The organism is Bdellovibrio sp. HCB290 (assembly GCF_047305925.1).
Lineage (GTDB): Bacteria > Bdellovibrionota > Bdellovibrionia > Bdellovibrionales > Bdellovibrionaceae > Bdellovibrio.
This window is the reverse complement of record NZ_CP178620.1, coordinates 1,927,726-1,941,204: the sequence shown is the minus strand read 5'-3', so window position 1 is coordinate 1,941,204 and position 13,479 is coordinate 1,927,726. Positions and strand designations below refer to the sequence as shown.

Sequence of the window (13,479 nt, the reverse complement as noted above, 5' to 3'; positions counted from 1 at the left end):
GGGCGTTTATGGGTGCTATTTTGCGGGAAGTCAATGATTGAGCATAAACCAATGAAATCATGGCAAGATCTAGGGTTTGAGATCGAAATCACGAAGGATCAAAGCCCGACACTGCGCTTATTACAATCTTTGGATCCTTCCAAAGAATTCGGTGAGTCCATGCATCACTCCGGCGGTGCCAGCACGGAAACGACACATTTATATGGGAATGTTGCAGCTGACGTACTGGGAAAAGTCAAAGATCCTCATTTTATGGTTGTCGGACTGGGGCTTGGTTATATTGAAATGAACATTGCCAGGGAGGCAATAAAGAAGAATGCCTCTGTGGGACTCATCACCAGTTATGAGTCGATTCCCGAATTGAGTGAGTTCTTTATTGAGTGGCTCCACGACCGTGGCGGGAATTTGCCAATTGAAGTGGCAGATGTTTATGATCAGGTTTTAAAGCATGTTCTTAGCGAGAACTCGATTTCAGACAAAGAGTTAAAGTCCTTCTTAAGAAATCATTTTGAAACAGTGAAGGATGTTCAGGGACCTTTAGGTGAGAATACCGAATTCGTTTCCCGATATCACGGTTTCTTCTATGATGCTTACAGTTCCAAAACCCATCCTCACCTCTGGGATGAAGTCTTTCTGAACCGACTCCTTTCTGAAGCCGCGAGTTCGCAGTGTTCGCTCTCGACATACGCGGTGAAGGGAACTCTGAAAAGAGCATTGAAGAATCATGGCTTTCAAGTCATTGAACGCGAGGGATTTTTCTCGAAACGCGGCTCGACTTTAGGAGTGAGGGGCTGGATTGATTTATAATCAACAAACATAATTTGTTTGCACCAGATTCGGCTTGTGAGTTAACTGATATCAGCAATGAAATCTCTTCTTCTGTATTCATTAATCACGTTGTTATTGACCACTGCTTCAGCCAAAGAAGTTCGTCTGGTGACTTTTCCTATTCCTTTGATGGTGGAGGGGAGAAGTGACGGACTGTTTTTGAATCTGACACATGAAATCGCTAATCGTGTTTCGGTAAAATTCAAAGTCGATGTTGTGAAATCCAATCAGGCCAAGCTTGAGTTTTTCAATGGTCTCGCGTCGGGATACTTTCCGGGCATGGATAATTCCACGCCGAAGGATGCGCTTCGTTCAATTCCTTTTTACGTACGCACAAACTATATCTTTTATCGCAGTGGCAGTGCATTTAAGACGCTTAAAGATTTAAGAGGCAAAAAAGTAGGTCTGACATTCCGTTATCATTATCCACCTGAAATTCAGGGTGATACCAAGATTAAATTCAGTTACGCTGATGACGATATAACCAACATGCGTCGCTTGTCCGAGGGGATCATTGATGCCTTTATCGTCGAGGAGCGCTCTGGTTTGCGTGCTTTGGAGCTCAGTCGATCCAAAGACATCTCCTATAATAAGGATAGTCCAGTCTCAAGTCAGAATTGTTATTATGCTTTCAGAAATGATGAAGAGGGCCGGGTTCTTTTGAAGGAATTTAATTCTGCATTGACGAAAATGCAGGAAGACGGAAGTTTACAGAAGGTTCTGAAATTTGGAGAACCTTCTGCAATCAAAAAGACTAATTAGTTGGCAAGTGGGACTGGTACCAGGTCCACAGCGAATCGTGCGCCTTCGGTGTATTGGTACTTGATATCGCCAGACAGTTTTACCGAGTTTGAACTTGGATTGTAATTCCAACCACCATTCAATTTTTTCGGAATCAATTGACCTTTACCTTGCGCAAGCACTTCTGGAGTGCCGTAGCGAACACGCAACATCAATTGGCCAGCGTCATCAACGCGTGGAATCTGGCTTAGGTAAATTTGCTTTTCCAAAGTCTTAACCGTGATCGAATCACCCATGCGGCCCAACTCTGCGCCGAAATTTGGTGAAACGATGCTCATGATGAACTGGTCACGGATTTGTTTTGGATTTCCAGAACCCGTATTTGCAGCAACAATCAATTGCTCCAGACGTTCTGGACCGAAACCAGAACATTTACCATTGTTCTTTTGACCGACAAAGCATTCAGGGTGGTAAGTCGGGTGAACACGTAGGGCCCAGTCTTTATATTGGTCTGCATCTCCCGCATCTACCAAGACACCGTACACAGACACTTTATCCTGACGACCACCTTTAAAGTCCACCAACGTTTGTGCCATCTGTTCCGGGCTGATGCGGTTGGAAGCATCGTCAGCATCCGTTAGGAAAATCACAACCAATTGAGCGTCTTCACGGAAGAAGCCTTCATTCGCAGCGCCACGGCCGCTTTTCTCCAAAGCCGCAGTCAGGGGAGAGAAGAATTCTTCATTCTCCGGACCGCCGTCTTTAAGAGCCACGACACCGATTTTCAATGTTGTCGCCAATACCGCCGCAGGATCTTTTTTCGTTACGAAACGTTCTTTTGTTTCAGTACCAGCCGTTGTTTTGACAAAGCGAAGCTCGCCAGCTTTGTATTCATCAGCTTTTTTGGATTCTGGGTTTTCCCATTTTTGATCCCAAGTTGATATCACACCAATGTGGTAATCGATCATTTTATTGTTCGAGATACCATTCGTGAAGCGATTCAAGTTCTTAATCAAGTTCGCTTGGGCAGATTTCATTGAATCAGAGTTGTCAGTAACAAACAAGATGTCTACGCGAGGGTTGAAATCAAGCTGACTTTGACCACCGTCTTCAGTGATCCATGTGAACTGTTGTTTTGCGACTTCCGGATAAACCGGCAAGGGGTCTTGAACAGGCTGTTGGACTTCAGGAAAAACCGGAAGTTCAGCCTTTTCATCCACCAGCGTTTTTTGAGCAATCAGAGTTCCGGACTCCTGAGCGCAAGCCGTAAGTAACAGGAAAGCAGAAAGGTAAATGCAAAGAGCTAACAGTGGTTTCACATTTTTCTCCTAACATTTTGAGCACAAGACTTGGATACAACGTCGTATTTGTCCAATTCATCAATCCAAGGACGGCCGTCGTCTTTAAACACCAACTGATCAGAGTTGGTTTTCTTAAATTCGTTTTTCGTGAAAGCGGAGTCATGAAGGTCCTGGTCCGTATGAACGCGTTGAATAGCTTCAACTTCCACCAGATTCAATTTGCCGATAACACGCTTATTGTCAGCAGTTTCGCTGGCTGCCAAAACTTTTAAGCGCAATTTCATTCTGTGGAAGGCATCCTCATTGATACGGTCCAACTGAGTTTGCAAAGTGAATTGCGTATTATTCGCAGCCAGTACTTCCATGCCCTTTTGGCTCACTTTAAAGCGAAGCATTTGTTTTTGAAGTTCCACGTCCTTGTAGTAAAGAACTGGAAGTTTCAGCAAAGACTCGCCTACTTCAGTGGCTTGCAAAGGGAACTTGTCCGCTTTTTTTAGAACGTTCAGGAAAGATTCGTTAAAACCTTCCTTGGACAAAGCTTGAACCGCAGCGATACGGTCGCGTTGCTTTTCTTTGAACATCTGAGTTGTTTTAAACACAGATTTATAGTCACAGATTTTAAGTTCAGATAAAGACTGAAGCAGGTAAGCCTCAGAGTTCACCACTTCTGCAAATTGAGGACTGATTAACGTTTTGGATTGCGCCAAAGCCTTTTCAGAATCATTTTGACGGAAGTAAGACCAGCCCTTTTCCTCTACAACCTGGAACCAGTAGTCAGAACCACGTGGGATTTGGTTATAAAGAGCCAGGGATTGGTTGTATTTCCCCTGAGCAAACAACTCACGGGCTTTTTTGATCTTTTGTTTCATGCTGGCATCAGCTTTAGAAACGATCACGTCATTTTCTAACTTTTTTAAGTCCAGCAGCTCCAAAGTCTTTTTGCCGGATTTCTCTTTCAAAGAGGACTGAAGGGATTGCCCCCAGGCTTCCACTGAGAAACGCTCAGCAGCCAAAGCGTTGTGACCAACACTTAAAGCCGTGACCATTAGGAGTTGAGAGACGATCGACTTTTTGGAAATCATAGCATCCATCCAAAACCAACATTACCAGTCACCACGTTCATGCTACGTGCGCCAGTCACTGGTTGATCCTCGTAGTTCATATAACGAATTTCTGCGCGAGCAGTCAGATGTTTGTTGATCCACGCACCGATACCAAGACCTGCAGTGTAAACAGCCGTTGAACCGCTGGATAGAGTGATTTGACCACCGCCACCCAAAAGGTACATATCGAACTGAGTAACACCGATATCCATGAAGCTTGTTTTACCATAGACTGGGTACCAGTTAAGAACTGCCATCACTGCATTTTCCGGGTAGTCGATGTCCACTGCATAAGCGCGGCCACCAGCTGCGTAGTTAGCTTTAGCTTGTTCAAAGATACGTTTACCTTCTGGAGTCAAAGAGTTCCCGAAGTCATAGTATCTTGCACCCAATGACCAGCGTGGCGTGATGTGGAAATCAGCTGCAACTCCCAAAGCCTGAGTTTTAGTATAAGCGTCGCCACCAAAGTTCATACCGTAGTTCACACCAACTTCAAGACGGTTGCGTCTGTCGACGATACGATCCTGAACGATACGGGAACGGCTTTCAGCCTTGATGTTTTGGGCCATGTTCATAAGCTTTTCATTGCCACCCAAGGAATCGATATCAGCAGTGATATCAGAGTTATCAACAGGGGCTTGCGTCTGTACCGGAGTCGCTTTTCTTGGCGCCGTCTTTTTAGGGGCTGCGAAGGAATTTTGCGAGCAAAGTGCGATTAACAAAACAGTTGCAGAAAGAAGTTTAAAGTTTTTCATAACTATTTAGCCTCCGCAGATTTTGCTGCAGTTTTAGCAGGAGCAGCACAAAGACCTTTGTCTTTTGCCGCTTTCAACGTTTTCAAAGAGTAGTCAGTCACGTTGGAGATTTGACCATTAGAAGTGCCGGTTGCAGACATCTGAATTGAACCCTTCAATGTTTTTGAAGTGGCATCACATGGAACTTCCCAAGTCAGAGTACATTCTTGTTTGTTGCCGCCAGTAGAGGAAGCTTCACAAGTAACTTGAGGATTGCCAGGTAAGTCAGAGTTTTTGGTTTCTACAGCTACGATCGCGTTCTTGCTGCTTGAAGAAGCAGAGAAGCGCAAAACGATTTTTTCGCCCGGGGAAACTTCCAGACCTTGTTTGCCAAGACCGGAAACGTCAAAGCGGGGAGCCGAGATGGTTTTAGTGTAAACGATTTTAGTCTGAACCGTCGCTTCCGCAGTGGAAAGACCGTTTGGACTGAAGGCTTTTACGCTGAAACGAACGCGAGTGCCGTTAGCTTGCAACATAATAGTACCATCTTTAGCCAGTTGTGGTTGAACTGCGATATTTTTAGTATCGAAGATCAAATTGATTTTCCATTTGGAATCACCAAGGTACTCAGGATCTTTTTTGTTAAGATCGGCGATCACATAGCGGGAACCATCCAGCTCCTGGAAATCATTGCCAGCAGAGATAGCATTGCTATCGTAGCTGATCAGTACACGTGGTTTTTGTGAAGACTTGCCGTCGATACCAGGAACAGTCACTGTTACTGAGAACGGTGTCAGTTGGTCTTCCATGATTTCGCCAGCGATACCATTGACTGCCAAAGCACTTGGAGCCACCTGGTTTTTAGTCACGAACAAAGTTTTATCCAGTTCGTTGATCATCCCTTTAACCGCGTCAGCGTTTTTGGATGTCCCAGCATTAGTCACAGTCGCTGTGAATTTCACAGGGATGGACTTCAAAGATTTACCAGAGTCCACTGTGTACATTGGGGGATTCCAGGAAAGAACATAAACATCTTTTTCGTTTGAAGGTTTCAAAGTCGCACCTTCAGGAAGGTTTGAAGCTGTCAAAGCGACAGTCGCCCCGGGAATTGGCAGGGAAGCACGGATTTTATATGAAGAGGAAACGCCTTCTGCGAAAGTCATTTCAGAATCAGCAGTCAACAAGATCATTGAGTTTGTGATGTCTGTTTCTTTCACTTTAACTTCGACTTGTTTTTCAACCACGACAGTTTTAATGACTTCCACCGGAACTTGTTCTTTTACAACAACTTCTTTAGTGATGGTCTGAGGTTTATCCGGACCCATTTCAGTGATGACCTTCGCTTGCGCACGCATTTCTTCAAGGTCCGATGAGGGACTTTTCTGCCAACCATCACACGCGGTAATAGTCATTGCTGCTGGGATTAGGATCATCAAACTTTTTACCGTCTTCATATAAACCTCTTTAATGCTTCGTCAAATCTAGCGAGCTGATACGCGCATTAATTCGAATGGGTAAAGAACATCTACGTTTACTTTTCCAACTGGTTTCGGGAACTGCCAATTTTTCATTTTAGAAAGCATGCAGTTCTCAACCATCGCTGAACCCAAAGAACTTTGGGCTACGCGAGCTGTGGTAATACGGCCATTTGGACCGATTACGAAGTCAACCGCAACACGACCACCGATCGCTGGTTGTGCTTGGAGACCTTTTTCATAACAATAAATAATCTGACCTTTGTTACGGTTGATAACCGCGATGATTTGGTCACGATCCAAACCGCCTTCAACAGTTGCTTCCGCATCAAGGGGAAGACTGGTTGCAGATGTACCGCCCACCATATTCATCTTACCGTAGCCAGCGCGACCACCACCAACGCCACGAGTGCCGTAGCCGCCCGCAGATTGTGCACGACCACCTTCGCCAGCGGAACCAGCGATCAAACCATTACCTGGAAGGTAACCTTTAATGCCGCCACGACCAGCAGAGCCTACGCCGCCGCCGCCATTGCCGATACCCGCAGCGCGGATCGCCTTCATGGAGTTGTTATCAAGACCTTCGAAGCCACGTGTACCTTTAGGTGTGCCACCCAAAGCCGCCAAAGCACCGACGCGTTGAACGCTGCGGGCTTTGTTGGTGTTTACAGTGTATTTTTTTGTTTTCAAAGGTTGCTGTTTAACTACCGGCTTATAGATCTTGTTTGAAGGTTTGATTTTCTTTTCAGAAACCTTCACGTGAGGTGCCGGCTGTTTTTTCTCAACAACTTTAGGAGCTGCCTCTTTTGGAATCACGATGGTGACCAAAGGAGCTTCTTCTTTTTTAGAGAAGTAGTTAGCAACCACATAAGAACCAAGCATGATGATGCCGACCAAAACCAAGTGACCGACAGTTGTGCGTGTCAGGATAGTTTTAAGTTGTTCCTGGTCTTTTTCGTCATGCAATTCATAGTTAGGGCTTGCGATATCGTCATGGTTGGCCAGACGGATGCGACCCAAACCTTCAAGAGCTTCACCTTTCGCAGACATTTTGGAAAGGTTGATCTTTTTAATAAGGCTGTAGTCTACGTCGTTGTCTTTAAGTACCTGTAAGTCAGCCAGGGCTTCAACGCGACGTTGATCCTTCAAGAACACGATGTTCAAGGACTCTGAATCCACGGCAAATGTGCGGACTCGTTGACCCGCGATATTTTCCAGAATGATGAGTTTTGCTGCGTTCATATTACGTCCTAGTTTCTGTTTTGATCGTCTTGGATACGGTCGTTAAATTCTTTTCTTCCGGCCAAAAGATCTTCCAATAATTTATCGTTTTCTACCGTGGCTTTCGTATTCAGAGAGCTTTGGTATTTCCCGCGTAGCGCACTTCCATCAAATTTAAAGGAGGTGCCTAGTTGGGCTTTTGGTCCTTCGGCCTTCTTAGCTTTGTTCGCTGCAAAGGCGGTTTGACCACCCAGAACTAGGAGCAAGAAGGGGGCCAATAAAATTAGCTTTTTCATAGGCTTTTACCTCTCTGTAATTGATTTAAACGGCCTTCCAGATATGACACCATCAGGGGATGGCCCATTTTCGTCTCTAGAGATTTAAGTTTTACAATCTCAGCTGTGTTATTAGGCTCAGCTGCCACTGATTTGCGTGCGGAGACTAAATCGCTGGTCTGTACCGGTGACGAATTTAGCGCACTCACAACGGCTGATTTCATTTTGCCCGTCATCTGCAACTGAGTAATGATGGTCATTTCGCGCTTCAAGATGTTTTGCACCTCAGGACGCGCATTCGCATAGTCCTGGGCTAATTGAGCCAGGGCCGAGGAGTTGTTAAGCAGATCCTGCTCGCGTTGTTCAGCGAATTTTGCTTTCCACAGGTAAGGCTTGGATTTGCCCTTTAGGATCTCAATGTATTGAGCCTGCTCCTGGGCAGTCAGACCCTTGGGCATAGGAAGATTCGCTAAATCGCGAACCATTCTATGGTTTTCCTGAGCCACAATTTCCAGAACCATCAATTGAGCGGCGATATCACGTGTGCGGTTAGCCTCATTCAAAAGGTTGTCGGCGTTTGCTAAAAGCTTCATGCGCTCAGAGATGCCTCTTTGCATTTGCTTGTCAGATTTAGCCACGATCATGTGCACCGCGATTTGGCTGCGGAAGTTCTGTGCCTTGCTATAGAATGGCTGTTTTTGGATGAATTGAGCAGCAGAACGATTTCTGATCTCTTTCATATCCAAGACAGATTTCAGACCGCTGGCATTACCAGTGCGAGCAAACACCAACAACGCTGTGTCATTCAATAGAGCTGGTTTGCGTTTCAATTCAGAAGCCTGACTTTTAAGTTCAGCCACTGGATTTTTAGACAACAATACCAAACGGGTGCGCATAACCAGTGCACGGTCGCCTTTAAGACCCGCTTTCAAAGAAGCGCGGTAATGTCTTTCAGGATTAAGGTTCGCCAGGTCCGCCAACGAACCCAAACGGAACTCACGGTCCTTGTCAGATACTTTAGGCATATTCAAGCGCAACGCAGTTTTATAAGCGTTGGCGAAATCCAATTTCTTCTCGTAGTAGCCAGTTAATTGCTCAAGCAAAGCTTCTTTCTTTGCAGATGGCAATTCAGCTACAGCGATTTGCTTGCTCAAAGCCTGAACATAAACTTCTTCTTCACCCAATTTTTGAGCCAGGATAGCTTCATTCGAGTAAAACAGGATTTTTTCATCGGTTTTAGCAGTGCCCAAGTTGGCTGCAGATATCTTTTTAAGAACCGAGCGCATATCAGACTTGCTGGAGTTTGGATTGTTAGCCAAAACCGCTGCCTGGTTCATCAATGCTTTACGGGAGGTAGCTTCAAATTCTGCACGGTGTGCAGGGAAGAGTTTAGCGTAATCAGTTGCCAAATCCTGGATCTGTTCATCGTTTTTAAGCTGCGCCAAGCTGTCCAAAGCCAGGTCGGCAGACTTCTTGCGAAGTTCTTCTTTACCGGATTTATCATTTGCCAACTGGTTGAAAGAAACCGCAGCTTCTTTAAGTTCTTTTTGTTGGTAGCTTAGGTAAGCCATTTGGTAACGAACTTCAAAAGTCTTGCCTTCATCTTTGCCTTTTTTAAGGAAGTTGATGTAAGCCGCTTTTTGAATGTTTACGTCATTGGATTTTTCACCGGCAGCAACTTCATTCAAAAGAGCATTTTGTCGTTCTTTATCAGACAATGAAGAGTTGTCGCTGATAGCACGGTACAACTGGGCCGCGATAGTGGGTTTACCCATATCCATTGCCAGTTGTGCCCCGCGCGTTGTCATCTCAGTGTCTTCTGGGAATGTGTTCGAGTAGATCACATAAGCATTCAGAAGATCCTGGTCGGGTTTTAATTTTTTAGAACGGTGAAGCTCAGTTACATAATGCTTCATCGTTTTTTTCAACTCTTCGCATTTGGAAGCTTCTTTGCAATCTGTATCTTTGAATGCAGCAGCAGCTTTGGCGAAGTCTTTAGTGGATTGACCGGCTTGACCACGGTCATAGTTGATTTTCGCCATGCGAACGAAGGCCTCGAGAGTTTCAGTCTTAGTCAGACCCTCTTGATCCATATAGCGGCTCAAAATATCGTGAGCTGCTTGTTTTTGACCGATACGGTCTGCTTCTTGAGCGAAGTTCAAAAGCAATTCTTTACGTTTTTCTTTCGGGGAAAGAACCTCGTAGCGGGCGATGTGCTTGATCGTGATTGGTTGGCGCGCATAGAATGTGCCCAAATCACGAACGATGTCTGCGTGGAAAACCGGGTCGTAAGTGGAGCCCGACTCTGTATCACGGGTGATAAGTTCTGGTTTGCTTAGCAAGTTCTCCATAGTCTTGATTGCAGAGCCCAGTTTGTCGTCATTGAAATCACTCCAGGCCATGTTGTAGATAGCCAGGGAGCGGTTTTGAAGCTTTTTATCTTTCAATGCGATAACATAGTTTTTCTTGGCGTCTTTGAATTTCCCTTTTTGGAAATACAGATCACCCAATTCAGCATGAGAACGCGATACGATCTCTGCAGAGATGGATTTTTTCTTGGAATCCTTCACAATGGTCTCAAAAAGCTCGATGGACTTGTCGTTTTGACCAGCCATTTCGTACAAGTGACCCAATTGGAAAAGCACAGGACCGTGCTCATTCAATTGAATTTTGCTTAAAAGGTTTTCGTAAATCTGAATCGCTTTTTGGCGATCCGCTTTAGAACCTTTGCAGCCATCACAATTGGCTTCAACTTCCAGCATAAAGCGCGTGCGTGCTCTTTCTGCAAGAACGTCAGCCAGACGCTGCTGAGTGGGTACCCACGATGGATCTTTTGAATCCATCGCTGATAAAACGCGCTCCATCTTGCCGACCACAAGATCCTGCGTATCGTTATTCATCTTTTCTGCCTGAGCGATCTGTGCGAGCAGGGCTCCGGCAAGAATAGGACTAAGAATGAGGAGGCGTTTTAGTGTTCTCATTGTTTTGGTACCACCGCAAATTTAAGTTTTTCAATACCTGCCAATGAACCAGCCTTAATGATTGGATCAAGGTCAGCATATTTCATCTCGGTGTCAGCTTGGATCATCAGCTCGACGCTGTCTTTAGGGTCTTTTTTCAAGGCCTCTAATTTAGATCCCAGTTGGCTGCCTGCGACTCTTTCGTCATTGATAAAGTAGTTACCTTTTTCAATTCTCAAGATCGCCATTTCTTTATCTACGCTGGTAGCGTGGTCCGCAATCGGAAGATTGATCGGGCCTGATTTTACTTCGATGCCGGAGGATTGAGTTCCGATCAAAAGATAAATCACGATAATAGAAAATGCGTCGATCAAAGACGTCAAAGGCAAAGCTAGCGCCATCTCGCGACGACCGCCTGATTTCTTACGCGCACCCGGTTTCAGGGTTTGCGTATCCATCAGAGGTGAACGTTTTTGGTTGGCATTTAAGAATGAAGTTCTCATAAAATTACCCTAGTGGGGATAAGCCCACACCTTCGAATGAGTTTTGCTTCAATTTATCCATCACACGGATCACATCGCCGTAATTGGTTTGTGCTCCGGGACGAACAACGCTTGTTTTTAGATCCGGCCATTGAGCTTTCAAAGCCTGCAAACGCGTCTCAAGTTTCGCTAGATCGATACCTTGAGAAGACTTGGCAATGCGCTCTTCCAAAGTTTTAGCTTTAGGAATGTCGCGCAAAGAAAGCTGCATGCTGCCGTCAGCTTCCATCGTCACCCAAAGGGACGGTGGGTTCACTGCGCCAGCCGTGGAGTTGTCTCCAATAGCCTGCTTCGTATCCAATGTGCCGATTTGCAACCACACAGCAGTCAAAAGCAAAAAGCAGATGAGCACTGAAAGAATATCCAGGATCGGCAGGATATTGAGTTCGAAGTTTAATTTGTCGTTAGAACCTGATGATGCGCTCATAGAGCCCTCTCACGTTTAAATTAAAATTACTTAAGTGCTTTTTCTTTTTTGTCAGAAACTGGAGAGTATGCGTAACCAAGTTGGATGAACAAATTCAAAGCACCTTTGTTCAAATCCTCAGTCAAACGAGTCGCTCTGTTTTGAAGAACCGCGTACATGATCAAAGCGGGAACCGCTACGATCAAACCGTAAGCTGTTGTATTCATTGCCAAAGAGATACCTTGGGAAAGAACCGCGGCTTTTTCAGCTGGATTCGCATTCGCGATACCGGCGAAAGAGTGGATCAAACCTGTGATCGTACCCAATAGACCCAACAAAGTAGCTACGTTTGCAAACATCGCCAGGAAACCAATGCGTTTTTCAACACGGCTGGATTCTTCAAGAAGAACTTCGTCCATTTTAAGTTGGATTTCTTCTTTACCACCCATATCGATCGCAGCTTGAATACCTGCAGAAGCCACAACACCCAGAGGTTGAGTCAAACCCAACTGCATTGAGCGACGTAGAGCCTTGTCCAAGTTCCCTGATTTGATATCGTCAGCGATAGTTTTAGAGATATCCTTTTGATTTACTTTGCGATTCATGAAAAGCGCGATAGAGCGCTCAGCAATAATAGCTACAGAAACGATCTGAGCAGCCAAAATAGTCCACATCCAGATAGCATCAGCAGAAGTGAAACCGCGACCAAGTGACATTAAAAATTCCATGTGTAATCCTCCGGGTTAAAAGTTTTCCCGCAGGATATGGAGCAAGGCCTGAGCCACATAAAGTAGCTCTGTGGTGGCTTTGACCGGATTTTTGCGACCAATTTTGGCACAGGTGACGTTTTGGGGCGTCCCTTTTACGGCAATGTGAGATCGCCTTCATAATAAAAAAACCGGCTTTGGAGCCGGTTTTTGAAGTCAAATATTCAAATGATTTTAGAGGGAGCTATGACTATTCCAGATGAGTTCTTTGCATGATGCTGCGATCACATTTACCAGTGAAAGCGTGATCTTTTGCACGCTCTTTAGGGGCGTTTTCAAAGAAGCGGCGGATCCCTGGAACGTTGACCGATACCATTTGGGCCATCTGTGTTTCGGAAGGGTTATGAGTCGTACCCATTTCAAACAATAACGACCAGATACCATGCTTCCAGTAGGCGTAGTCTTCGAAAGCACCGTCAGCAGCGTAAAGCATGTCTTTGGAGTTACCAACATCGTAGCCGCTTTCCACAGCTGCATCCTTAGAAAGTTGAATGAAAGTTGAATCATCCTTCGTCATGACATCACGAGTGGAAAAACCCCAAGGATAAAGAACTGCAGGCCAGTGTGTGTGCAAGGTCGCCGAGCTGATGATATTCTTTTGATCGATGAAATCAGCCAGAGCCTTTGTCGCTTTGGATTTGAATGGCTTGCTAGTGATGCAAGGGCCTGGATAGTCACGGTTTTGATCGACGGAGTTCATGCCACCGATACGCTCATAGCGTGAGCGGCTATTGAATCCTGGTATATTCAATACTGGAATAATGTAGACGGTGTGACCTTTAATAGGGTTCTTGGCAAAAGCGTCAGCAGCACCCATAGCGACGGCCGTCGATCCGTATTCATTGCCATGATGAGTTCCCACGATCAGATTGGCTCTTTCGCCATCACCGATTTTGATGCCGACAATGTTCTGGCCGGAATCAGAGGGGCCCAGGTCAATCAATTGAGTGGTTGTAGGATTGGCCTGCTGAATTTGCTGCAAAGTTTGGATCACTGTTGCATAGTTCGTAACTGGCGCATTCGAAGGGGAGACAAAGAGTGAGAAAAGTAGTTCTAGCATGAATATAACGATGCTGACTGCGGGCTAGACTTGTCAAAAGACTAAGCCAGTTCCAAACTAGAACTG

The 13,479-nt window shown here is 45.3% G+C and carries 13 protein-coding genes; 2 read left to right on the top strand and 11 right to left on the bottom strand.

Annotated features, from left to right (window positions below; translation table 11 throughout):
• Positions 1-51 precede the first annotated feature (51 nt).
• Together ACLVWU_RS09635 and ACLVWU_RS09630 are read left to right on the top strand one after the other, a co-directional pair.
• Complete coding sequence (locus ACLVWU_RS09635) at positions 52-807, top strand: MnmC family methyltransferase (protein ID WP_413574476.1); 756 nt, start codon at positions 52-54, stop codon at positions 805-807.
• 57 nt (positions 808-864) lie between these two features.
• Positions 865-1,590 (top strand): substrate-binding periplasmic protein, encoded by a 726-nt coding sequence (locus ACLVWU_RS09630; protein ID WP_413574475.1) that lies wholly within the window; start codon positions 865-867, stop codon positions 1,588-1,590.
• Here ACLVWU_RS09630 and ACLVWU_RS09625 read toward each other — a convergent pair.
• The 11 genes from ACLVWU_RS09625 to ACLVWU_RS09575 all read right to left on the bottom strand — a co-directional run bounded on the left by ACLVWU_RS09625 (position 1,587) and on the right by ACLVWU_RS09575 (position 13,413).
• Positions 1,587-2,888, bottom strand: coding sequence for a hypothetical protein (locus tag ACLVWU_RS09625; RefSeq protein WP_413574474.1), 1,302 nt, complete (start codon positions 2,886-2,888; stop codon positions 1,587-1,589). The two genes, ACLVWU_RS09630 and ACLVWU_RS09625, sit on opposite strands and share 4 nt — an antisense overlap.
• On the bottom strand, positions 2,885-3,952 hold the full coding sequence (locus tag ACLVWU_RS09620) for a hypothetical protein (protein ID WP_413574473.1): 1,068 nt from the start codon (positions 3,950-3,952) through the stop codon (positions 2,885-2,887). The genes ACLVWU_RS09625 and ACLVWU_RS09620 overlap by 4 nt, the downstream gene beginning before the upstream one ends.
• Positions 3,949-4,728: an outer membrane beta-barrel domain-containing protein gene (locus ACLVWU_RS09615; RefSeq protein ID WP_413574472.1), complete on the bottom strand. Its 780-nt coding sequence runs from the start codon at positions 4,726-4,728 to the stop codon at positions 3,949-3,951. The genes ACLVWU_RS09620 and ACLVWU_RS09615 overlap by 4 nt, the downstream gene beginning before the upstream one ends.
• A 2-nt stretch (positions 4,729-4,730) precedes the next feature.
• Positions 4,731-6,161: a hypothetical protein gene (locus ACLVWU_RS09610; RefSeq protein WP_413574471.1), complete on the bottom strand. Its 1,431-nt coding sequence runs from the start codon at positions 6,159-6,161 to the stop codon at positions 4,731-4,733.
• Between the two features lie 27 nt (positions 6,162-6,188).
• Complete coding sequence (locus tag ACLVWU_RS09605; RefSeq protein WP_413574470.1) at positions 6,189-7,424, bottom strand: TonB family protein; 1,236 nt, start codon at positions 7,422-7,424, stop codon at positions 6,189-6,191.
• 8 nt (positions 7,425-7,432) lie between these two features.
• Complete coding sequence (locus ACLVWU_RS09600; RefSeq protein WP_413574469.1) at positions 7,433-7,699, bottom strand: hypothetical protein; 267 nt, start codon at positions 7,697-7,699, stop codon at positions 7,433-7,435.
• The gene (locus ACLVWU_RS09595; protein ID WP_413574468.1) at positions 7,696-10,659 is read right to left on the bottom strand and encodes a tetratricopeptide repeat protein; all 2,964 of its coding nucleotides are present in this window, start codon (positions 10,657-10,659) and stop codon (positions 7,696-7,698) included. The genes ACLVWU_RS09600 and ACLVWU_RS09595 overlap by 4 nt, the downstream gene beginning before the upstream one ends.
• Entirely contained in the window at positions 10,656-11,141 is a 486-nt protein-coding gene (locus ACLVWU_RS09590; RefSeq protein ID WP_413574467.1) for an ExbD/TolR family protein, read from the bottom strand. The genes ACLVWU_RS09595 and ACLVWU_RS09590 overlap by 4 nt, the downstream gene beginning before the upstream one ends.
• A 4-nt stretch (positions 11,142-11,145) precedes the next feature.
• Entirely contained in the window at positions 11,146-11,607 is a 462-nt protein-coding gene (locus ACLVWU_RS09585; protein WP_413574466.1) for an ExbD/TolR family protein, read from the bottom strand.
• Between the two features lie 26 nt (positions 11,608-11,633).
• Positions 11,634-12,314, bottom strand: a complete 681-nt coding sequence (locus tag ACLVWU_RS09580; RefSeq protein WP_413574465.1) for a MotA/TolQ/ExbB proton channel family protein — start codon at positions 12,312-12,314, stop codon at positions 11,634-11,636.
• A 229-nt stretch (positions 12,315-12,543) separates the two neighbouring features.
• Positions 12,544-13,413, bottom strand: coding sequence for a M14 family zinc carboxypeptidase (locus tag ACLVWU_RS09575; protein ID WP_413574464.1), 870 nt, complete (start codon positions 13,411-13,413; stop codon positions 12,544-12,546).
• Positions 13,414-13,479 lie beyond the last annotated feature (66 nt).

Excerpts from the sequence above, each read along its gene's own strand:
- ACLVWU_RS09635 (WP_413574476.1), top strand. The coding sequence starts at position 52 with ATGAAATCATGGCAAGATCTAGGGTTTGAGATCGAAATCACGAAGGAT.
- ACLVWU_RS09630 (WP_413574475.1), top strand. The coding sequence starts at position 865 with ATGAAATCTCTTCTTCTGTATTCATTAATCACGTTGTTATTGACCACT.
- ACLVWU_RS09620 (WP_413574473.1), bottom strand. The coding sequence starts at position 3,952 with ATGATTTCCAAAAAGTCGATCGTCTCTCAACTCCTAATGGTCACGGCT.
- ACLVWU_RS09615 (WP_413574472.1), bottom strand. The coding sequence starts at position 4,728 with ATGAAAAACTTTAAACTTCTTTCTGCAACTGTTTTGTTAATCGCACTT.
- ACLVWU_RS09610 (WP_413574471.1), bottom strand. The coding sequence starts at position 6,161 with ATGAAGACGGTAAAAAGTTTGATGATCCTAATCCCAGCAGCAATGACT.
- ACLVWU_RS09605 (WP_413574470.1), bottom strand. The coding sequence starts at position 7,424 with ATGAACGCAGCAAAACTCATCATTCTGGAAAATATCGCGGGTCAACGA.
- ACLVWU_RS09600 (WP_413574469.1), bottom strand. The coding sequence starts at position 7,699 with ATGAAAAAGCTAATTTTATTGGCCCCCTTCTTGCTCCTAGTTCTGGGT.
- ACLVWU_RS09595 (WP_413574468.1), bottom strand. The coding sequence starts at position 10,659 with ATGAGAACACTAAAACGCCTCCTCATTCTTAGTCCTATTCTTGCCGGA.
- ACLVWU_RS09590 (WP_413574467.1), bottom strand. The coding sequence starts at position 11,141 with ATGAGAACTTCATTCTTAAATGCCAACCAAAAACGTTCACCTCTGATG.
- ACLVWU_RS09585 (WP_413574466.1), bottom strand. The coding sequence starts at position 11,607 with ATGAGCGCATCATCAGGTTCTAACGACAAATTAAACTTCGAACTCAAT.
- ACLVWU_RS09580 (WP_413574465.1), bottom strand. The coding sequence starts at position 12,314 with ATGGAATTTTTAATGTCACTTGGTCGCGGTTTCACTTCTGCTGATGCT.
- ACLVWU_RS09575 (WP_413574464.1), bottom strand. The coding sequence starts at position 13,413 with ATGCTAGAACTACTTTTCTCACTCTTTGTCTCCCCTTCGAATGCGCCA.